Source organism: Rhodococcus sp. NCIMB 12038 (assembly GCF_002165735.1).
In the GTDB taxonomy this organism is placed as follows: domain Bacteria; phylum Actinomycetota; class Actinomycetes; order Mycobacteriales; family Mycobacteriaceae; genus Rhodococcus_F.
Window position 1 is genome coordinate 227,156 of the sequence record NZ_NHML01000008.1, and the last position, 20,354, is coordinate 247,509.

Sequence of the window (20,354 nt, forward strand, 5' to 3'; positions counted from 1 at the left end):
CTGCGCGCCGGTCGGGTGCGGCTCAGCCTCGGTGTGTACCACGGGGCTGCGCGGTGCGTCGTTGCGCCAGGACGACTAGTAGCCGACCGACGGCAGCCACGCGCCCTGGGGCTCGTTGTAGAGCCCGATCGTCATCAGCGTCGATTGCTGGACGATCTTCAGTCCAGCATCGAAGCACCATGCCATGAGGCGCTTATTGCGTGACGGCACGAGGAACCCGAGGCCGGTGAACTCCTCGGCACCGGCGAGCAGCGCGATGACGTCGTCGTCGGCCTTGCCGACCGCATGGCAGGTGTAGCCGAAGCCCGTCGCATAGCCAGTGATCCGGCCACCACGCTCGACCACCCGGGCGGTGCCGACATTGACCCAGAACTGCAGCTCGCCGTGGCGGTCGTGGCCGTGCACCTGCCGGCAGATCTTGTCGCAGGCAGCGATATCGTCCGGTGTCGCCGGCCGCACGACTGCGCCGGGAATCGCGGACCCGCGTGGCGTTCCCTGGAAGACGGTCAACAGCTCACGCACAGCGAAGCCGAGCTTGGCGTACAGGGAGAAAGACCGGTAGTTGTACGCCGTCTGNACCAACCGAATGCCAGCGACGTCACGCNCCTCCGATCGCTGAAGCAGTGCATTCATCAATGCACGACCCGCCCCCACGTCCGGCACCGCCGGATCAACGGCGACGGGACCTATGCCGACGACCTTGCCGCGCTCGTCCTGTAACGCGCTGCCGACGATGTGGCCGTCGCGCTCGGCAACCAGACCGTATATGCCATCGGTGGCCAGCATTGCCTTGATCTGGAAGTCTGCGAATTCGGGCGTGCCCGCTTCGATCGGAAAGTGATGGCGCGTGGCGAGCGCCTCGAAAGCGTCGAACATGATGCGCCCACATATCCGGGCATCGTCCGGCGTCACCTCGCGGATCTGCAGCTTGGTCATTCTCCTATTGTCGCGCTTGCGCAGCCGACGGTTGTCCCAAAGCGGATGGCGTTACGATTTGTCGGGCCTCAGGGCACGGTCTGGAGAGTCGATGAGCATCCGAATACCGTCTATTACACAGGAGGATGAACCGGGGAACACGTTGTTGCCGGTTCGCGACAGAATCGACGAAGACCTATGCACCCACCCAGCGGGCGCCGTACTGACGCACGTTCAGATCCCGGCCGACACGACCCAGCGCGTTGACCCACGCAACTTAGGTGGTCGTCAAACACTTGCTCACCGCGAGGGTTTCCAATCGGACCGCCAGTGGGCCAGATTCCATTGCCGCTCGCCGAGGCGTGGCCAGACCACGATGCAATCGGTCACCGACCCGTTGGCCAATTGCCCTGGGGCCAAGTGATCGAGTTGCTCGAGAAGCTCGATGATGCCGAGTTGCGCGATTGGTACAGCGCCAAGGACGTCGCCCATGGTTGGAGTCGTCCCGTATTGGCTCACCAGATCAAGACCCAGCTGCACCTCCGAGAGGGCGCGGCCCGTCCAACTTCCCGCACGCTCTGGAACGCACCGATTCCGAACTCGCTCAGCAGATCACCAAGGATCCGTTCACGCTCGAGTTCCTCGCCATCGACGGGGACGCCGCCGAGCGACAGCTCGAGGATCGGCTGGTCGAGCGCATCATAGACACCCTTCGCGAGCTCGGCCCCGGGTTCGCGTTCGTTGGCCGTCAGGTCCACTGTTCTTTCACGTCGACCAACTCAGGTACGTGGTCATCGAACTCAAGACCACGAAATTCGATCCGCGAGACGCCGGCCAGCTCGGTTTCTATGTCGCCCTCGTCGAGGACTGGCTGCGCAGGCCGCAGCACCAGCCCACGGTCGGAATGCTCCTGGTCGCGGACAAGAACGAGTCCGTCGTCCGGTACGCGCTAGCGGGCACCACACAGCCGATCGCCGTCTCCCGCTACGATCTCTCGCCCGCCGAACAGGCCGCGCTTCCCGCCGAGGACGCCCTCACGCGTGCGGTCGCCCTCGAGCTCGGCGACCACACCCCGGAGTAGGACAAGCCGAAGTTACCGACCTGAGCACCAGCAGTTGGATTCGGCTCGGCATTAGGCTTCTCGTCATGACTGAGCCTCCATCACATCCCGGGTCGACCGGCGATTCGGTCACGCATGCACTCAGAGAGGACATCCTCGCTGGACGGTTGTCCGCCGGGGAGCGCCTGATCGAGGATGCGCTCGCCAAGCAATACGGAGTGTCACGAATCCCGGTTCGCGAGGCATTGACACGCCTACAGTCCGAGGGATTCGTCAACATCGTCAGAAACAAGGGTGCAACCGTATCCGACGCCATGCTCAAGGGCGGCCGAGAATTGTTGGAGATTCGACGAGGCCTGGAGACCTTGTCCGCGCAGCTCGCCGCCCAGAACCATGGGGGTTCCGTGATGCGTGAATTGACCGCGATTGCCGACGGCGAAGCCATCGAAGACGACCACACACCGTTCCACGAACTGGTGGCCGAAGCGTCCGGAAATCAGCAACTGGTCGAGATGCTCAAGTCGATAAACCTTCGAGTGCAGTGGGGATTGGGACACAATCCCGAAGCCTCGTCCGGAGACCACCGCATCCTCGCAATGGCCATCGTGAAGGGGTCTGCCACCCAGGCCGGATACCTCATGGACGAGCACCTTCGCCGCGACGAACGCTACTTCGCAGAGAAGTTCGATCACGATCAAACGGGAGTTTGACGCCGCCAACAGTCCTAATTGTATACCGATTCGGGTGTGTTTTCAGGAAGGTAACGAAAACGCCCAGCTGAGAAACGGTGGCGTAACAGATTTCGTATACAAATTGGTGCAGCGCGGTTGGAGTCAGGGACGACTTGCGATCGGCTCGCCGACAGAATTGCTGCCGGTGCCATAACTCAGCACCCGGAGCCCACCATGTCCCAGAACCAGAACGACACACTCTCCTCTGAACCAGACAAGACAGCTGTTACCCCTGCAGCCCCGGATCCCAGCTCTACACCCGGACTCACAGCAGCATTGGACCGCATCGGCTTCGGTCGCGTGCAGGCCGCATTGATCCTCCTTTTGATGGCCGGCCTGTTCTTCGATTCCCTGGAGCAGAACTCGACGGGCGCCATGGGCACGCTTCTCAAAGAGTCCTTCGGCATCGGCAACACCGAGCTGACCATGATCAACACCGCCACCGTGATAGGCGGGTTGGTCGGCCGCATCGTCGGCGGCTATATCGCGGACCGCTGGGGGCGCCGAGCCGCACTCAGCCTGAACTTACTGGTCTACACCCTCGGCGGCCTCATCAGCGCGATGTCGGTGAGCTACGAAATGCTCCTGGCCAGCCGCTTCATCGTCGGCATCGGCTTGGGCGGCGAATTCACCGTCGGCCTGGCCATCTTGGCGGAGATCGTTGCCACCCGACATCGCGGATCATTGCTGGCCACGCTGAACATCTCTTCCGGGGGAATCGGCAACATCGCATCGTTCGGCTTCTTCTGGCTCGTCCTCGGCCCGCTCAACGGAACACTCGGAGGCAATGACAGCGCATGGCGCTGGACTTACGTCCTCCTCGCCCTCCCTGCCGTACTCGTGGTGTTCTTCCGCCGATACCTGCCCGAATCCCCCCGATTCCTACTCTCCAAGGGACGCGTCCTCGACGCCAACAGGAGCCTCACCCGGCTGGCCAGCGGCAGCATCGCCGGACTGCGAAACCCTGGCCCCACACAGCAATTCGTCACCGTTGCCGATATCCCACTCCAGACCAAGAGTAGCTACGCCGAGGTGTTCAGGGGCCAAAACCTGCGGCGCACAGCAGCAATCGGAGCAGCGTCCTGGATGTCGTTCGGTGCACAGGTCACGCTGCTGTTCCTGATGCCGATCCTGCTGGTCTCCCGCGGCTACTCCCTGTCCGACTCGCTGGCGTTCACCATGATCATGAACATCGGCTCGCTGTTCGGCGCATGCGCCGCCTCGTACCTCGCAGGTAAAGCGCCCCGAAAGCTCACCGTGACCGTCGCCGCCGTCCTGGGCTGCATCTCGGCCGTCTGCTTCGCCTCGTTCGCCAACACCACAGCTCTGATCCTGTTGCTGGGAATGATCTTTCAGTTCTTCACCATGATGCTCAACACCATGCTTTCCGCCTGGTCACCCGAGCTGTTTCCGACATCGGTGCGCGCCATGGGCACCTCGGTCGTCAACGGCATCGGCAACGTAGCGGGAGCAGTCATGCCGTTCGCCGCACTGTTCTTCTTCGACCGCTTCGGGGTTCCCGGCGTCTTCTCCATGATCGCAGTCATGTACGCCCTGCTCGTGGTCGCAGCGCGCTTCGGCCCCGAAACGCTGGGCAAGTCCTTGGAAACCGTCACCGAAAAACCGGTCTTCGCTGCAACCGCAGCCTGACCACCAACCCGAAAGGAACTGGCATGTTGCACCTCGACATCTCCGCCACCGCACACGGACCGAACTACCTGCCCCAGTACTACGCCGAACAAGAAGGCTTGTTCGCCGCACGCGACATCGTTGTCAACGACACAGCATGCGATCCGTGGACCGGCGTCCTCGACGACCTCGACAGCGGCGCCGCCGACGTCGCACTCGGCGGATTGTGGGTTCCTGGAATGTATGCACAAGGGCCACGCGATCTCACGGTGTTCGCACAAGTCAATCACCAGTTCCCCAAGGCGCTGGTCACTCGAAAGCAGTACCCGGACTTCACCTGGTCCGACCTCGAAGGCGCCACGGTACTGGCACCCGGAATCGGAGGCAGCGCCCCCTACGCCTTCACCTCGGGATTGATCCGAGAGTCCGGCGTCGACCCTTCCTCGATCACCTTCCTACGCGATCTGTCGACGCCGATGTTCGTCGAACTGTTCGACGCGGGGCTGGGCGACGCGATCATCCTCGACATGACAACTGCGGAAGCCCTGCAGCACAGGGCATCCGGGCACATCGCCATCGACTACACCGTCGCGGGCGGCCTCGGACCCAACAGCGTCTACTACTGCCGCACCGACCGCTTCGCCGAGCTCAGCGACCGGCTCTTCGTGTTCGTATCAGCGTTGCAGGAGTCTATGCAGCTACTCAAATCGGTGACCTCGGAGGACCTGGCCCCCCTCCTCGCCGCTCACTGGCCGTCAATTCCGGCGGTGGTCCTGGCGAAGTCGTGCGACACGATGCTGCACTCGCGTACGTGGGACACCGTATGCATCGACGCCGATGCAACCAACCGGTGGATGCGAATTCTGCATGAGGAGAAGATGGTCCGAACGGCACCTACGTTCGAGCAACTGGTCGACACCAGTATTGTCGATCAACTCTCCCCCACCGCCAGTTCGAAGAGCCTGCAATGACTCTCGTGCTGACGCACTCGGACATCCTTTCGGTCCTGGATCGACAACAAGTACGCAAAGCCGTCGAGCAGGCGCACGCGGGTCTCGCGATGGGTGAGCGTGCCAACCCAGCTCCCCCTGCCATCGCGTTACCCGAATCCGGCACCGCGCTCCCCATGGCTACCGGTGGGCGCGGGATGGTGGCGGTGAAACTTCTGTGCGATGTACCTGCGAACCGCGACCGAGGGCTGCCGACCCAGCGCTCGGCGATCATGGTGTCCTCGGCCATCACCGGCGAGTCCCTTGCCATCCTCGATGGGCGGGCGATCACTGCGATCCGTACCGCCGCCGCGAGTGCGGTTGCCACCGACCATCTCGCGAGGCAGTCCGCCTCGATACTCGGGATGATCGGCGCCGGCAACTTGGCGGTCGAGCATGCATTCGCAATCGCCGCCGTTCGGGACATCACACGGATCGTGGTCTGGTCACGCAGCGCCGCGACGATCGACAGCTTCCGCTCTGCAACAGCAACTCTCGGTATCCCGGTCGAATCGGCGGGATCCCCGGAAGATGCCCTGGCGGTCTCCGACATCGTGTGCACGCTCACTCCGTCCCGGCAGCCCATCGTGCGTGGTGTGTCATTCAGACCGGGACAACATGTCAATGCAGTCGGTGCACCGCCCCGCGCCGATCACCGGGAAATCGACGGCATCGGCATGCAACGAGCAAAGGTAGTCGTCGATAGCTTCCCGACGTCAATGGCCAAATCGGGGGGCGTGCTCCTCGCGATCTCCGAAGGTTTCATCACCGATGACGATGCACGAACCGAGTTGGGTGATGTCATCGTCGGCAAGGCTGCAGGCCGCACGTCCGATGCCGACATCACGTTGTACGAATCGGTCGGCATCGGACTCCAAGACCTCGCCGCAGCCGAGCTCGTCATCGAACACGCCACTGCACGAGGCATCGGCACATCGATCAACCTCAGCGGGTGAACAAGTCCGCATAGGTCGGGGAGACGTCGACATCGCCGAGGTCTGCCCGACTGGCATTTACGTGCTCTATCTTCTGTGTGGGACGAACGCCGGTCACCTCGCCGACTCTAGTTCGATCACGAGTGGGATGCCGGTGTCGAACCAATGGCTGTGGAGGTGTCATGCCCAGATGACAGGCTGAGAGGTCCGTGCACATCGCGGACAGGTCAGCGATCGTCTACCGACCTGTGCGGCGTGGACGATCCGCGGGCCAGGGGCCACCCCGGAGCGGCCGGTCGGCGAGCGTGCGTTTCTCGTTGTCGCGGAACCGTGGTTCGTAGTGGTGAAAGAACATCTTGCCGACCAGGTCGCGTCGACTGCGGACGCCGGTCTTGTCGAAGATGCTCTCGAGATGTTTTTGCACGGTGTACGCAGATACGGAGAGCGCGGCCGAGATCTGCGAGGTCGACGCCCCCTGCAACACCATCGTGGTGACTTCCCTCTCGCGCTCGGTCAGCCCGTAGGCCGACATCAGCAGGGGGTAGAGCCGGCTGGGGTGCGCGGGCTCGACGATCACGGCGATCCGCTGGCGGCCGGTCGACGCCAGGCACGCACCGTGCAGCACCAGCCATGCTCCGGAGCGGGAGAGCACCCGTGAGAGCGCGACCTCGCCGACGTGATCGCGATCTTCCGCGGAACGCAGCACTCGGGCGGCGAGGGCGATCACGGCGGCCGGCAACTCGCCGCGATCCCAGTTCCCGCCGGGAAGATCCGCCATCCATCGGTCGACACCCGGGGTCGCCGATTCGACGTCCCAATTGTGGTCGAGGACGAGCAGGCCTGGCGAATCGGAATACTCCGGCTCCTCGGCCTGCCCGTACAGCAACGCACGTCGGGCGCCGCCGGCGAGGATCGGCGAAATCTCACGAAGGAAGGACTTCTCCGTGTCGGTGAACCGGGGCATGCCCTCGTCCCGGTAGAGCGACAGCGCTCCCCAGGTCTCGCCGGAGCGGGTGCGCAGTCGGACGATCAACTCCTGATCGCCACCGAGTGTGCGGTTCCGGCGCCAGCGCGGGCTACGCGACGGATCCCCCTCGGCTGCGTCGTGCAGCGTGGAAATACCCGTGGCCGAACGCATCACGCCGGGTACCGACTGGACATCGTCCTCGTAGTACTCGGCGGCCAGCCACTCATTGGGGAACTCGTCCATGCCGAAGTGATAGTGACTGGTCATCAACAACGACAACGGGTCGACGGTGAACCAGCACGGCGTCCAGTAGTACGGGACCACCCCGGCCACGACCTCCGACGCGTCACGCCACAACGCGACGAGGCCGCGCGGTACGGCGCACACTCGTGCGATCTTGTCGGCCGCGCACTGCACGGAATCCGTGCTCACCCGTCCATCCTAGGAGCCCGGATCGACCGCCGGAAATACCAGAAATCTGGAATGGTGCCCCCTCCGTGCCGGGCCTAGCGTCGGGGACATGTCCAAGTCCGAGGCCGCGAAGGTGCGGCTGAGTCCCCCGCCTCCCCCATTGATGGTGCTGGTCGATCCGTTGCTGATCTTCACCGAGCGGCCCTGGCGGTTCAACTTCGCCGGCGGCGCACCCGTGACGGTCACCCACCGCGGCCGGGTTCGCCGAGGGCGGTCCCTGTTGCTCGAGGCCACCCCCGCCGAGTCCGGCTCCGCATTCCGTGCCGCTCTCGACGACAGGGCCTCACCGTTCGAACTCGGCCTGAAGATTCCCCGGGGATACGTCCCTTTCGAAGCCGAGCCGGCCGAGATCGCCCGGTCTCTGAGCCGCGTCGACAACGACGATCAAGGAGAGTTCCCATGCGCATCAACAGAATAAGTCCCGACATCGCGGTCCTCAGCGACGAACTGGAAGTGCCCGGCATCGGACACCTCCCGGTGAACGCCTACGTCCTCCAGGCCGCCGAACCGGTGGTCGTCGACACCGGACTGAGTCTGCCCGACCGCGGGTTCCTGGACGCACTCGGATCGGTGGTCGACCCCGCCGACGTCGAATGGGTATGGCTGACCCATCCGGACCGCGATCACACCGGCTCGCTCTTCGACCTGCTCGACCAGGCGCCCCACGCGCGGCTGATCACCACCTTCGCCGGTGTCGGCATCATGTCGTGCGAACGGTCCGTCCCGTTGGACCGCGTGTACCTGCTCAACCCGGGGCAGTCCCTCGACGTCGGAGACCGACTGCTGACCGCGCTGCGTCCGCCACTGTTCGACAATCCGAGCACGGTCGGTTGCTTCGACAACCACAGCGGATCGTACTTCTCGTCCGACTGCTTCGGGGCCCCGATGGAGACCGCGGAGCTCGCCACCGCCGACGACATCGGCTACTGCCTGCCGAGCGCCGTACGCGCCGCCCAGCACCTGTGGGCCACCGTGGACAGCCCCTGGGTACACACGGTGGACCAGGAGAAATTCATGGCCACCGTGTCGGCCTTGAGCGCTCTCGAACCGCGACGCCTCCTCAGCACTCACCTTCCACCGGCGGACGGCCGCACTGCGGAGTATCTCGACATGATCGCCGCCGCCCCGCAAGCCGATGCCTTCGTCGGACCCGACCAGGCCGCGCTCGAGCAGATGCTGGCGAATTTCGAACCGGCACGCTGAGAATCCTGAGGGGTGGAGCACGACCTTGGTCCAGCTGTCCGCTCAGGGATCCTTCAGCGGCATGCCCTATGGGAAGGAACTGCTGCACCTGCCGTGGAACTGTCCCGACGGGGCACCACGTCAGTGACCTGGGACATCGAGCCCGACCCCTACCACGCCGTGACCCAAACCCGTCCCGGCTCAATCATCCTCATGCACCCGTTCTGCGAGGCCGAATGCGCCGAGGATCGAAGCGCTGCCGCAGATCATCGACCGCCTCCGCGCCGACGGCTACCGGTTCGTCACCGTCAGCGAGTTGCTGGCCATGCGGCCGTGATCGCTCAGCCCTGACGGCCTCGAACGCGGGTCCGGACCACGTCGATCACGGCGAGCACAGGAGCGGTCCTGCCGCTCCCTACTACTCGAATTCCGTGCGGGACAACGAAACGACGCTGTTGTAGTCAGCCAATGCGGACCTTCAGGTTGCGGACTTACGCGTTCCGGATATCGAGACCGAACCCCCGAGCAATTCGCCAACATGGGTTATGAGACAGCCTCTTACCCGGCCCATTCCGGCGTCACGCGATGACACAAACTTCTCGACAAGACCGGTTGGTTTCATCCGAGCGCGTTTCCCGTCGAAGGGAACTCCGATTTGCACGGGTGACATTTGGATCAGCACCCAGAAAATGAGTCCGGCGCCGTGTGTCATCGTTGCCGACCACAACGAGCTGGCGTAGTGGGCCAGACCTATGTAGAGAGCGCCTCGACTCCGACCATGTGGGCAACATCTGCCGCTCGTCAACGAACATCTTCGCCCGCGCGGGGTGTGCGACAACTGCTGAGCCTCGCCAGCCGGCGGCCACCGGTGGAATAATCCAACCAGGAGGATCGTCCACCCCGACGAAGCGATGCCCTTGCAAAAACGTCGACCCCGGCCCAGGGCCTCAGGACCGCCCGAGCGCGCCGGGGTCGGCCCACAGACGACGGGTGTGGTCGTGGGGTCACCGACTGCGTTCGAACCGACACCGCGAACCCCCAATGGACGTGGAGGGCTCCGATTTCTAGTCTCACTCCACTGACATGCGGTAACAAATCGGAGCCCGTCGCCGACAAACCAGATGACGTAGCCAACGATGACGGACCCGAACAACGGGCGCTGGACTCGGAAGAGAGCAGGCAGGTGAACGAACTGCTGAGCACGCTGCCGGAGAATCACCGGCAGATCTTGATCCTCCGGCTCGTGGTCGATATGTCAGCGGAGGAGACGGCCGCGGCCGTGGTAATACACGGGAGTTGTTCGCTCGACACGAAGCCATCGCAAGTGACGAGGGCAGGTGAGAGGTTTGGCTAGGAGCACCAATCGCAACGGCAATCCCGATGCCGACCTCCCAGACGACGACGCACCCGTGGACCTCGCGGCAGTGCGCCGCGACGATGCGCTGATCGACGCGATCGCCGGTGGCGGTCCCGGCGCAACGGATTCGCCGGAACAGGACCAGCTCGCGCTTCTGCTGACCAATTGGCGTGCCGACATCGTGTCGACGCCGATGCCGACCGGACCGCTGCTCGACGACGTGATCGCGGCGATCGACGCCTCCGACACGCGTTCGGCACGCAGCGCCGCCCGCGGCAAGCTCCGCCTGTTGCGACCCATCGCAGGCGCTGCCGCCGCGATCGCGGTTCTCATGGGCGGTGCCACCATCTTCTCGTACAACGCCGAACCCGGCGATCCGCTGTGGAGCGTCAAGTCGGTCGTGTTCAGCCAGCAGGCCGATTCGACCGTCGCGCAGATCGACACCACGTCGCAGCTGCAGGAGGCCGAGCGGCTGATCGCCGTCGGCGATGCGGAGTCGGCGAAGAACCTGCTCGACGATGCCGCCGACCGTGCGGGCGGAGTGCGCGACGCCGACATGCGCAACGAACTCGACGTGTGGCGGGCGAAGCTGGCCGCCGAGCTCGCGAAGATCGCCCCCACCACGCTGCCGGCAACGACAACGCCCGGAACCACCACAACCGACGTGCCGACGCAGACCGCTGAACTGCCGGCCACGGTGCCGGGGACACCCGGTTCCACGACAGCTCCGGGAATCGAGCAGCTGCCTGGAACCCTGCCGACGGATCTTCAGCCTCCCGAACTGCCTCCCACCTCGCTGCCGCCGCTACCTACGACGACGCTCACGCTCCCGCCCGAGACGCTGCCACCCACCAGCCCGGAACCCCCCATCACCATGGTCCCGCCTCCGCAGCCGCCCCTGCCTGTCCCTCCGGACATCCCGACCACACAACCACCACTGCCCGCGCCGCCGGAGAACCCGACCACACAACCACCACTGCCCGCGCCGCCGGAGAACCCGACCACACAACCACCCACCCAGCAGCCGTCGCAGGAGCCTTCCTCGGCGCCGCTTCCGCCGCCGGTCCCGACCAGCTGACTCGCTCCGCATTGACAATTCCAGTTGATGCGCTACCTCGGCGAACACCAAAACTACTGAGCGCCAATACTTCCTGATGCAGAAGTAGCACGGAACAGGAGGGGCAGGGTCGGCCCGCCGTCACGTCCGGCTTCTCCCCACTATTCCGGGGACGAGCGCTGATCGTAGATCAGTCCTTTGCTTCGCGGACGTCCTTTCCCTGCTCGGCGAACGCCTTGAAGTCCTGCATGTGCTGTAGCGACTGCTTGCGGAAGGCGCCGGGCATCAGGAGCCCCACCAGCCGCATCAGCAATTTGCTGAACCGGTATTCGCTCTCGCTCACCCAGAGCGTCATCTCCGGACCGGCTTCGGTCAGCCGGTCGCGCACGGCGCTCCACATGCCCTCGCCGACGACCTCGCGGTCGAAGTGAACGACGCTTCCTTTCGGGATCCCGCGCAGGTCTGCTGGTTCCCGGCGCGTGATGGTCTCGGTGCACTCGAACTTCTGCTTCCCCATCTGCAGCACGACCCGCGATTTGGTGCCGACCTGGCCGTGCACCCCACTCAGCGGCTCGTGCACCACCAGACCCCGCAGCCGCTTCGGCAGGTGTCCCGAGTCGGCGAGCAGCTGTACCACTGTCTCCCGCGGCAGGGCGATCTCGATCGAGACGGTGTACTTCATGGCGGAGCGCTCCTGGGTCCCGATCGCCCGGTCCGCGTGGTCACGGCGGATGTCGCCCTGTCGGCGGAGCGCAGATGACTCTCGCCGCGCTGTTCTCGGAAGACGCCTGCACAAGCGGCCGACTCCTCAGGAGTCCGTGTAGTGAACCTTCGACACTGACAGAGGCCCTCGCTCTCGACCCGAGCTACCGCGACACGCGCTTCAACGAGGTCACCCGCTCGCTCGCATGCCCGGTGTTGTGGCACCGCTCAGCGTTCGATGAAGGAATTCGTTCGCCCCGGACAGTCCCGGCAGAAGTGGCTCCGGGCCTCCGGTCCGACGGCCTCCGCATAAACCTGTTGGCGGATCCCGGCGACCACTGCTACTTTCCGGAGGCCGTGCGAGAGAACGAGGAGGTGGTACCCGTGAACGCAGTATCGAGACGGGTGCTCCCCTCCGGGGTCACGGCCGGACGACAGGTCGTCCGGGAGCGCCGATCACGAGCACTCCCGAAAGGCACACCATGCACTTCACTTCCGAACAGCACCTCGACCACGACGTCCTCGAACGCGAATTCACCCTCGGTGAGATCCCCGGAATCCTGTGGACGCCCAGATCCGCATCCGGAGCCGCACCGGCACCACTGATCCTGGCCGGCCACCCCGGTGGACTGAACATGATGTATCCCCGACTGGCGGCCCGAGCCCGGCACGCCGCGGCGGAGGGCTTCGCCGCCGCCACCATCGAGCTCCCCGGAAGCGGTGCCCGGCCCCGTTCCGCCGCCGCCGCCGAGCAGGCCCGCACCGACCTGCGCCGGGCACTGGAGGCCGGCGAGCCGGTCGATAATGAGATCGTCGACCGACTCGTCCTCCCCCTCGTCGAAACGGCCGTCCCGGAATGGCGAGCCGCCCTGGACGCCCTGCTTTCGCTGCCCGAAATCGGCGGTCCGGTCGGGTACTCGGGAGGGGTGATCGCCATCGGCATCCGNCTGGCAGTGGTCGAGCCGCGCATCACNGCCGCCCTCCTGTTCGCCGGGAGTNTCGTGCCCCGCAGCATGTTCGAGGAGGCCCGGCAGGTCNCCATTCCGCTGCAGGTCCTACTGCAATGGGACGACGAAGGNAACGACCGGCAACAGGCTCTGGACCTGTTCGACGCCTTCGGCTCCACGGAGAAGACGCTGCACGCCAATATGGGCGGGCACACCGGCGTCCCCCAGTTCGAGGGCGATGACGGGAACCGGTTCTTCGCCCGGCACCTGAAGTAGGGCAGACCCGGCAGGCCGGCAGCACACGATCGGAGCTGCCGGCCAGGATGCCGCTCATTCGAGATTGGCCTCGGCCCTCCTTGACAGGGAGGGCCGATCCTCCTTTACCTGGCTGGGCCTCGAGCTCGGCGATCTCCTCGGCCGTGTCACCGCTGACGCTCCGAGTCTCGGGCCAGGCGCCGGCGGATCCCCAGGCTCACCGGATTCCGTCGGGGTCACCTGATTGACACACGCGGGTAGCGCGCAGCGCGTCAGCCGATCTGCTCGAACAGGGACACGATAATCCCCTCTGGCCCACGCACGTAGGCCATCCGCACGCTGTTCTCGTACTCGCCGATGCCGCCGACGAGCCCGTACCCGTCCGCAGCCACCGCGTCGACGGCCGCCTGGAGGTCGCCGACCTCGAAGGACACGTTGCGCAGTCCAAGCTCGTTGGCCATCGCTGTTGGCGATCCGGGCACGTGGTCGGGAGTGACGAAGGCCGAGAGCTCCAGCCGGGATCCACCGTCGGGCGGCCGCAGCATCACGATCTCACAATGCGCGCCGGGAATGCCGCAGACGGTCTCCACGAACTCGCCCTCCACCGATCCCGTGCCCTCTACCTCGAGACCCAGTCCGACGAAGAACGCCGTTGCCGAGTCGAGGTCGGCGACGGTGATGCCGATGTGGTCGAAACGTTGTACGTGTGCCATGGGATCCATCCTCCAAAGTTGAGCCGATTCGATGCTGGGACGGAGCCGGGGCTCGGATCTCGACAGTAAGGTTCCGACAGTGGACCCGCCACCGACTGCCGCCGGCCGCCACTCTTGCCGAAACCCATGGTCGCCTGGACCCGCAGGACGACGCAGGAGCTCACGTCGTCTCGATAACTGGTGACCGATTTGGTCGTGAAAGAAGTGGCACGCCATCGATACAGAGCTGGATTTCCTGTGCCGACGACGTGACCGTCACCGTGTCGTCGTCACACAGGCTCTGTCATCACGCCGAAGTGGCGCGCTGTCCCGGACAGCCCCGGAAGCTCTTGCACGGGCGACCACGTGCGCAACCCATCCGTGCTGTCGGAGTAGAGATACTTTCCTTCGGTGTAGGCGTCGAGATAGATCCGCCAGGCGTCGTTCGGCAATTGAACCAGGGCTGGGCCCTCCACCAGCGAGCCCCAATTTCCGGGCGGGACGAATGAATAGGGTCCCGTCACCGACGTCGAGACCGCATGCTCGACGACCTTCTTCGTCTCGTTCTTGGTAAACGCATGGTAGGTCGATCCCACCTTGACCACGGTGGTGTCGATGTGGTCCGCGCCGATCCCGGCGAGCGGAACAGGCGGGCTCCACAACCTGAGCGATGGTTCCAGTGCCGTCATCAGATACGGCACGAATCCTCCACCGGTCGACAGCGACAGGATGACGTTGACTCGGTCGCCGTCCACGAACCATTCGGGCGCCCAGGCTTTGGTGACGAATGGCGACAGCGACGGTCCGTCCTTGAACCCGGCCGACCCCGAGAAGCCGGGCGGACTCGCAGAACCCGTGCCGTCCCCCGTACCTGGCATGAATGCGCAGCAGAACGGGACCGGATAGTTCCCCAGGGGTGTCCAGTTGATGCGGTCACTACTGCGCGCGAAGCCGATATTCGCCCCACCGCCTGTTGTATAGGTGACGTAATACAACCCGTCTGTGTTCCGGAAGATGCTCGGATCACGCACAAGCCCTGACGGGGGCCGATACGCCGACAGTCCGACGGGTTGGAACTCCGTGCCGTCCCCCGACTCGTATACATCCATGTCGCGGTCGCTGACGTTGCTGAACGCCACCATTGTGTATCGCCAGCCGGGCGGCGCGGCGGCGCTGCTCCCCGGGGCCGCGACCAGCAGTCCCGCGACAGCGAGCATCACCATCGAAACGGCCGAGAAGCAGGTTCGTTTGGTCAGCATCACCGGTGCAGTATCCATGACAGCAGGCGCACCATGCGTAACTTTGGCCGCACGCGTTGGGACAGATTGTGGTCGCGGTGGGCCTGATCATGGCTGCGGCGAGTCGCCGCAGAGACGCTCGCCGCGAACCGCGAGAAATCACAGCGGTAAGCGCAGATTATGACGGCCGCTCAGTCCTCCAGTTCGAGCGGCAACTCCGCGGTGACCCGCCAACTCCCGTCGGTCTGCCGTCCCGCCTCGAGCGTGCCGTGCAGGACGGCGACCCGCTCCCGCATCCCTAGCAATCCGTTGCCCGATCCGAGCGAGAACTGCCCGGACGAGTTGCCGTTGTCGGTGATCTCGACGAGGACGTCCGTCTCGCGGCGCCGCACCCGCACCTTGGCTCGGGGGCGTTCTCCGGCGTGCCGGAGAACGTTGGTCAGCGATTCCTGGACGAGTCGGTGGACGCCGAGGCTGACTGCCGGGCTGACGTCGTCCAACTCCCCCGTCAGCTCCAGTTCCACGGGCAGGCCGGCGCTGCGCATCATGTCGACCACCCGGGCGAGGCCGGCCGTGCCGTGCTGGGGCATGTCGTCGGCCGCCGGTTCGGTGCGGAGCAGCGACACGGTGCGCCGCAGTTCCGCCAGCGCCTCCCGCCCGGTGCTCGCGATGTTGGTCAGTGCCTGCTTCGCGATGTCTGGGTTGCTCTTCAGGGCGTACGACGCACCGTCGGCCTGCACGATCATCACGCTCACCGCGTGCGCGACCACGTCGTGCAGTTCCCGGGCGATCCGGGTCCGCTCGGCGGCCACCGCGTCCTCGGCGCGGCGATCCCGGTCGTAGTCGGCGACGACGAGGCGAGCGGCGACCTCCTCGTCGTAGGCGCGGCGGGCGCCGAGGAATTCCGCGGTGATCCAGGACAGCGCGAAGACGAGGACCGAAAACAGTCCGGCCGCCAGCAATTCCTGCTCCAGCAACCAGATCGACAGGACGGAGTCGACGACCAGACCCGCCGCGTACACCGCGGCGGTGCGGCGGTCGACGTACGCGACGAGCGTGTACAGGGAGACGGCGAGCGCCAGCAGGCCGGGGTGCTCGGCGTCGAGGTCGCCGATGGAATAACTGATGAAGGTGATCGTGATGGACATCACCAGCACGGCGCCTGCCGCCGCCCGCGGATACCTGCGGCGCCACGCGATCGGCAGGCACAGCAGGAAACCCATGACCAGCTGCACCCAGGGCGAGCGGTCTCCCGACGCGGTGAACACGAACACCTCGAGGGTGAACAGGATCGCCGCCAACATCGAGTCCGCAACCGTCGGCTTGCCCCGCAGCCACAGACTGAACCTCCTCATGTCCACAGCGTAAGTACCTCGCGACGGGTGTGGTTGAGTCGGCACCATGAATGTGGGTGACTGGGCGCTTCTTCTCACCGCCGCGACGGCCGCCGGGTGGGTGGACGCCGTCGTCGGCGGCGGCGGGCTGATCCTCATTCCCGCACTGTTTCTCGTCGCACCGCAGCTGACGCCGCAGGCGGCGCTGGCCACCAACAAGCTCACCGCGTTCACTGGCACGTCCGCCGCCGTCGTCACGTTCGCGCGCCGCATCCCCATGAACTGGCGGCTACTGGTTCCCGCAGGTGTTCTCGCGGCGGTGACGTCCGCACTCGGCGCCGCGACGGTGTCGCGCATCGACAAGGACGTCTTCATCCCGCTCATCATGGCGGTGCTCGTCGGGGTCGCCGTGTTCGTGACCATCCGTCCGCAACTCGGGACCACGCTGGCGAAGGATCCCCCGACCCGGCGGAAGGTCGTTGCCGTCGTCCTGCTCTCCGCCGGGCTCCTCGGTTTCTACGACGGCCTGTTCGGGCCGGGCACCGGGACGTTCCTCATCATCAGCTTCGCGACGTTTCTCGGCACCGAATTCGTGCGCAGCGCCGCGATGGCGAAGGTGATCAATCTCGGATCGAATCTCGGTGCGCTGATCTTCTTCGCCGCCACCGGCCACGTGCTGTGGGCGCTCGGCCTGAGCATGGCGGTCTGCAACGTGATCGGCGCGATCACCGGTTCGCGGATGGCACTGAGCAAGGGTGCCGGTTTCGTCCGGATCACGCTGCTGGTCGTGGTGATCGCGATGGTGATCCGGTTGGGTTGGCAGCAATTCGGGTGATCGACCGACTACGGTGGTCCAGGTGACGGCTCCACGACAGGTTGATCCGGAATTCCTTGCCCTTCCGCTGCGTTCGCTGGCGGACGCGGCACTCGCCGCCGCCCGTGCGGCGGGTGCGTCGCACGCCGATCTGCGGGTACACCGACTGACCAGCCAGTCCTTGCGGCTGCGCGACGGCGAAGTGCAATCGGCGGTCGACACGGACGAACTCGGGTTCGCGGTGCGGGTCGTCGTCGACGGCACGTGGGGTTTCGCCTCGCACGCCGAGCTGACCCCCGCGACCGCCGCCGCCACCGCGGAACAGGCCGTCGCCGTCGCCCGGGCATTGCGCGGGCTGAACCGGGAAACCGTCGAACTCGCGGACGAGGCGGTGTACTCGGACGTGCACTGGGTGTCCGACTACGACGTCGATCCGTTCGAAATCCCCGCATCGGAGAAGATCTCGCTGCTCGGCGAATACTCCCGCCGACTGCTCGCGTCGGACGGCGTCGACCACGTCACCGCGGGATGCCTGCAGGTGAAGGAGCAGACGTTCTACGCCGATCTCGCCGGGTCCTCCATCGTGCAGCAACGGGTGCGGTTGCATCCGCAACTCGAAGCGACCACCGTCGACCAGTCGGCCGGCGTGTTCGAGACGATGCGCACCCTCGCTCCCCCCGTCGGCCGCGGATGGGAATACGTCGCCGGAGACGGCGTGTGGAACTGGACCGACGAACTCGCCCGCATCCCGGACCTGCTCGCCGAGAAGGTGAAGGCCCCCAGCGTGGTGGCCGGCCCCACCGATCTGGTGATCGACCCGACCAACCTGTGGTTGACGATCCACGAGTCCATCGGGCACGCCACCGAATACGACCGGGCCATCGGCTATGAGGCCGCCTACGCCGGCACGTCGTTCGCCACGCCCGACAAGCTCGGCACGCTGCGCTACGGGACACCGATCATGCGGGTGACCGCCGACCGGACCGAGCGGCACGGCCTCGCCACGGTCGGGTACGACGACGACGGCGTCGAGACGCAGTCCTGGGACCTGGTCGCCGACGGGATTCTCGTCGGCTACCAACTCGACCGGGCGTTCGCGCCCCGGCTCGGGCTGGCGCGGTCGAACGGCTGCTCGTACGCCGACTCGCCGCACCACGTCCCGATCCAGCGGATGGCGAACGTGTCGTTGCAGCCCGATCCCGACACCGACCGCAGCACCGAGGACCTGATCTCCGGGGTGGAGGACGGCATCTACGTGGTCGGCGACAAGTCCTGGTCGATCGACATGCAGCGCTACAACTTCCAGTTCACCGGCCAGCGGTTCTACCGCATCCGCGGCGGCAAGCTCGACGGGCAACTCCGCGACGTCGCCTATCAGGCGACGACCACCGACTTCTGGGGTTCGATGGACGCCGTCGGCGGCCGGTCGACGTGGCAGCTCGGCGGCGCGTTCAACTGCGGGAAGGCGCAGCCCGGTCAGGTCGCGGCCGTCAGCCACGGCTGCCCGTCGGCACTGTTCCGCGGCGTCAACGTACTGAACACCCGGACGGAAGGCGGCCGATGATCGCACCGCAGCAACTCGTCGAGCAGGTCCTCGCCCGGGCCACCGTGGACGAAACCATCGTGATCGTCACCGATGCCAGCGAGGCGTCGCTGCGGTGGGCGGGCAACTCGATGACCACCAACGGCGTGTCCACCTCACGCAGTTGGACGGTCATCTCCATCGTCCGGTCCGGGCAGGACGCCAGGGTCGGGATCGTCACCTCCGCGTCCGTCGACGTCGCCGACATCGACGGGGTGGTCCGATCCGCCGAAATCTCCGCCCGCGCAGCCACACCCGCGTCCGATTCGATGCCGCTGCTCACCGGAACCGGCACCGACGAGCGCTGGGAGGATTCGGCGCAGCGCACCGAAATCGGCGCGTTCGAACAACTCGCCCAGGACCTGAGCATGGGCTTCGACGGCGACGACCAGCTCTACGGTTTCGCGCACCATCAGCTGCACACCACGTGGCTGGGCACGTCGACGGGGATCCGGCGCCGATTCGTCCAACCGACCGGGTCGGTCGAGATCAACGGCAAACGCGGCGACGCAAGCGCCTGGGTGGGCACCAGCACCAAGGACTTCACCGATGTGGCCGGAGTGAAGTTGCTCGAGGACCTGTCGACGCGCCTGGACTGGGCCGGCAACCGCGTGGAGTTGCCCGCGGGCCGGTACGAGACGATCCTGCCGCCGTCCGCGGTCGCGGACCTCATGATCTACCTCATGTGGACCATGGAGGGCAGGGCCGCAGAAGAGGGCCATTCCGCCCTGTCGGCGCCCGGGGGAACCCGCATCGGCGAAAAGCTCAGTGCACTCCCCCTCACCCTCTACTCCGATCCCGCCGCGCTCGGCCTGGAATATGCGCCGTTCGTAATCTCCGGGTCGTCGTCCGAATCGGTGTCCGTCTTCGACAACGGGATGGACGCGGGCCGGGTCGACTGGATCCGCGACGGCACCGTCGGTGCGCTCGCATACCCGCGGGCGGCGGCGAAGGAGTTCGGCGCCGAGGCGACCGTGCCCGGCGACAACCTGATCCTCGACGCCGGCGGTTCGGTGTCGCTCGACCAGATGGTGGCCGAGACCGAACGCGGACTGCTGCTGACCACCCTCTGGTACATCCGGGAGGTCGACCCTGCCACGCTGCTGCTCACGGGCTTGACGCGGGACGGCGTCTACCTCGTCGAGAACGGGAAGGTCACGGGCGCCGTGAACAACTTCCGATTCAACGAAAGCCCCCTGGACCTGCTGCGGAGGGTCACGCAGGCCGGCGCCACCGAGCGGACCCTGCCCCGCGAGTGGAAGGACTGGTTCACCCGGACGGCGATGCCGTCGCTGCGGGTGCCGGACTTCCACATGTCGTCGGTCAGCAAGGCGCTCTGAGGGCGCAATTTCTATGCGGACGCTCGTCTAGGTGACAGCCCGTGAGGTTTCCGTTATAAATGCTGCAGACATCACGCATATGAGATTTCTCACTCCAGAGACGTTTGGCCGCGGATGTCATATTCAGGTCTCCAGAGAACGGGACCGAAACTCACCG

19 protein-coding genes and 1 pseudogene are annotated in these 20,354 nt (G+C 65.6%); 13 read left to right on the forward strand and 7 right to left on the reverse strand.

Features of this window, described 5'->3' with window-relative positions:
* Positions 1–75 precede the first annotated feature (75 nt).
* Together CA951_RS14290 and CA951_RS44190 are read right to left on the reverse strand one after the other, a co-directional pair.
* Entirely contained in the window at positions 76–936 is an 861-nt protein-coding gene (locus CA951_RS14290; protein WP_087557452.1) for a GNAT family N-acetyltransferase, read from the reverse strand.
* Between the two features lie 279 nt (positions 937–1,215).
* Positions 1,216–1,407, reverse strand: coding sequence for a hypothetical protein (locus CA951_RS44190; RefSeq protein WP_256973711.1), 192 nt, complete (start codon positions 1,405–1,407; stop codon positions 1,216–1,218).
* On the opposite strand from CA951_RS44190, the gene CA951_RS44195 reads away from it, so the two are divergent.
* From CA951_RS44195 to CA951_RS14315, 6 genes and pseudogenes are all read left to right on the forward strand, one after another.
* The gene (locus CA951_RS44195) at positions 1,321–1,620 is read left to right on the forward strand and encodes a DUF1016 N-terminal domain-containing protein (RefSeq protein WP_256973698.1); all 300 of its coding nucleotides are present in this window, start codon (positions 1,321–1,323) and stop codon (positions 1,618–1,620) included. The two genes, CA951_RS44190 and CA951_RS44195, sit on opposite strands and share 87 nt — an antisense overlap.
* Positions 1,563–1,996 (forward strand): annotated as a pseudogene (locus CA951_RS44200) (PDDEXK nuclease domain-containing protein). Before CA951_RS44195 ends, CA951_RS44200 begins: the two are co-directional and overlap by 58 nt.
* Positions 1,997–2,061: 65 nt before the next feature.
* A complete protein-coding gene (locus CA951_RS14300) occupies positions 2,062–2,685 on the forward strand; it encodes a GntR family transcriptional regulator (RefSeq protein WP_087557453.1) in 624 nt (207 codons plus the stop codon).
* A gap of 195 nt (positions 2,686–2,880) precedes the next feature.
* A complete protein-coding gene (locus CA951_RS14305; protein ID WP_218780490.1) occupies positions 2,881–4,356 on the forward strand; it encodes an MFS transporter in 1,476 nt (491 codons plus the stop codon).
* Positions 4,357–4,379: 23 nt separating this feature from the next.
* A complete protein-coding gene (locus CA951_RS14310) occupies positions 4,380–5,306 on the forward strand; it encodes an ABC transporter substrate-binding protein (RefSeq protein WP_087557454.1) in 927 nt (308 codons plus the stop codon).
* Complete coding sequence (locus CA951_RS14315) at positions 5,303–6,280, forward strand: ornithine cyclodeaminase family protein (RefSeq protein WP_087557455.1); 978 nt, start codon at positions 5,303–5,305, stop codon at positions 6,278–6,280. Before CA951_RS14310 ends, CA951_RS14315 begins: the two co-directional genes overlap by 4 nt.
* A gap of 217 nt (positions 6,281–6,497) precedes the next feature.
* On the opposite strand, the gene CA951_RS14320 is transcribed toward CA951_RS14315, so the two are convergent.
* Positions 6,498–7,658, reverse strand: coding sequence for a LuxR C-terminal-related transcriptional regulator (locus CA951_RS14320; RefSeq protein ID WP_256973624.1), 1,161 nt, complete (start codon positions 7,656–7,658; stop codon positions 6,498–6,500).
* Positions 7,659–7,746: 88 nt separating this feature from the next.
* Between CA951_RS14320 and CA951_RS14325 the strand changes: the two genes are divergently transcribed.
* From CA951_RS14325 to CA951_RS14340, 3 genes are all read left to right on the forward strand, one after another.
* Entirely contained in the window at positions 7,747–8,115 is a 369-nt protein-coding gene (locus CA951_RS14325) for a grhN (protein ID WP_087557456.1), read from the forward strand.
* Positions 8,097–8,900, forward strand: a complete 804-nt coding sequence (locus CA951_RS14330) for an MBL fold metallo-hydrolase (protein WP_087557457.1) — start codon at positions 8,097–8,099, stop codon at positions 8,898–8,900. The genes CA951_RS14325 and CA951_RS14330 overlap by 19 nt, the downstream gene beginning before the upstream one ends.
* Positions 8,901–10,216: 1,316 nt before the next feature.
* Complete coding sequence (locus tag CA951_RS14340) at positions 10,217–11,314, forward strand: anti-sigma-D factor RsdA (RefSeq protein ID WP_087557458.1); 1,098 nt, start codon at positions 10,217–10,219, stop codon at positions 11,312–11,314.
* A 169-nt stretch (positions 11,315–11,483) separates the two neighbouring features.
* Here the strand turns inward: CA951_RS14340 and CA951_RS14345 are convergent, their stop codons facing one another.
* Positions 11,484–11,975 carry an SRPBCC family protein gene (locus CA951_RS14345; protein ID WP_087557459.1) on the reverse strand — a complete coding sequence of 164 codons (492 nt, stop codon included), beginning with the start codon at positions 11,973–11,975 and terminating at the stop codon, positions 11,484–11,486.
* Positions 11,976–12,477: 502 nt separating this feature from the next.
* Here CA951_RS14345 and CA951_RS14350 point away from each other — a divergent pair.
* A complete protein-coding gene (locus tag CA951_RS14350) occupies positions 12,478–13,218 on the forward strand; it encodes an alpha/beta hydrolase (RefSeq protein WP_087557460.1) in 741 nt (246 codons plus the stop codon).
* A gap of 251 nt (positions 13,219–13,469) precedes the next feature.
* Here the strand turns inward: CA951_RS14350 and CA951_RS14355 are convergent, their stop codons facing one another.
* From CA951_RS14355 to CA951_RS14365, 3 genes are all read right to left on the reverse strand, one after another.
* Positions 13,470–13,910, reverse strand: coding sequence for a VOC family protein (locus tag CA951_RS14355; RefSeq protein ID WP_087557569.1), 441 nt, complete (start codon positions 13,908–13,910; stop codon positions 13,470–13,472).
* A gap of 269 nt (positions 13,911–14,179) precedes the next feature.
* Positions 14,180–15,166, reverse strand: a complete 987-nt coding sequence (locus CA951_RS14360) for a glycoside hydrolase family 43 protein (protein ID WP_087557461.1) — start codon at positions 15,164–15,166, stop codon at positions 14,180–14,182.
* A 152-nt stretch (positions 15,167–15,318) separates the two neighbouring features.
* On the reverse strand, positions 15,319–16,482 hold the full coding sequence (locus CA951_RS14365; protein WP_087557570.1) for a sensor histidine kinase: 1,164 nt from the start codon (positions 16,480–16,482) through the stop codon (positions 15,319–15,321).
* A gap of 46 nt (positions 16,483–16,528) precedes the next feature.
* Here CA951_RS14365 and CA951_RS14370 point away from each other — a divergent pair, with 46 nt between their 5' ends.
* The 3 genes from CA951_RS14370 to CA951_RS14380 are packed head-to-tail and all read left to right on the forward strand — an operon-like array spanning position 16,529 to position 20,197.
* Positions 16,529–17,296, forward strand: coding sequence for a TSUP family transporter (locus tag CA951_RS14370; RefSeq protein ID WP_087557462.1), 768 nt, complete (start codon positions 16,529–16,531; stop codon positions 17,294–17,296).
* Between the two features lie 22 nt (positions 17,297–17,318).
* Positions 17,319–18,839 (forward strand): TldD/PmbA family protein, encoded by a 1,521-nt coding sequence (locus CA951_RS14375; RefSeq protein ID WP_087557571.1) that lies wholly within the window; start codon positions 17,319–17,321, stop codon positions 18,837–18,839.
* Positions 18,836–20,197, forward strand: a complete 1,362-nt coding sequence (locus CA951_RS14380) for a metallopeptidase TldD-related protein (RefSeq protein ID WP_087557463.1) — start codon at positions 18,836–18,838, stop codon at positions 20,195–20,197. Before CA951_RS14375 ends, CA951_RS14380 begins: the two co-directional genes overlap by 4 nt.
* Positions 20,198–20,354: the final 157 nt, after the last annotated feature.

Bases quoted from the DNA above. Each gene is read 5' to 3' on its own strand.
- CA951_RS44190 (WP_256973711.1), bottom strand. From the start codon at position 1,407: ATGGGCGACGTCCTTGGCGCTGTACCAATCGCGCAACTCGGCATCATC.
- CA951_RS14300 (WP_087557453.1), top strand. From the start codon at position 2,062: ATGACTGAGCCTCCATCACATCCCGGGTCGACCGGCGATTCGGTCACG.
- CA951_RS14305 (WP_218780490.1), top strand. From the start codon at position 2,881: ATGTCCCAGAACCAGAACGACACACTCTCCTCTGAACCAGACAAGACA.
- CA951_RS14310 (WP_087557454.1), top strand. From the start codon at position 4,380: ATGTTGCACCTCGACATCTCCGCCACCGCACACGGACCGAACTACCTG.
- CA951_RS14315 (WP_087557455.1), top strand. From the start codon at position 5,303: ATGACTCTCGTGCTGACGCACTCGGACATCCTTTCGGTCCTGGATCGA.
- CA951_RS14325 (WP_087557456.1), top strand. From the start codon at position 7,747: ATGTCCAAGTCCGAGGCCGCGAAGGTGCGGCTGAGTCCCCCGCCTCCC.
- CA951_RS14330 (WP_087557457.1), top strand. From the start codon at position 8,097: ATGCGCATCAACAGAATAAGTCCCGACATCGCGGTCCTCAGCGACGAA.
- CA951_RS14345 (WP_087557459.1), bottom strand. From the start codon at position 11,975: ATGAAGTACACCGTCTCGATCGAGATCGCCCTGCCGCGGGAGACAGTG.
- CA951_RS14355 (WP_087557569.1), bottom strand. From the start codon at position 13,910: ATGGCACACGTACAACGTTTCGACCACATCGGCATCACCGTCGCCGAC.
- CA951_RS14360 (WP_087557461.1), bottom strand. From the start codon at position 15,166: ATGGATACTGCACCGGTGATGCTGACCAAACGAACCTGCTTCTCGGCC.
- CA951_RS14365 (WP_087557570.1), bottom strand. From the start codon at position 16,482: ATGAGGAGGTTCAGTCTGTGGCTGCGGGGCAAGCCGACGGTTGCGGAC.
- CA951_RS14370 (WP_087557462.1), top strand. From the start codon at position 16,529: ATGAATGTGGGTGACTGGGCGCTTCTTCTCACCGCCGCGACGGCCGCC.
- CA951_RS14380 (WP_087557463.1), top strand. From the start codon at position 18,836: ATGATCGCACCGCAGCAACTCGTCGAGCAGGTCCTCGCCCGGGCCACC.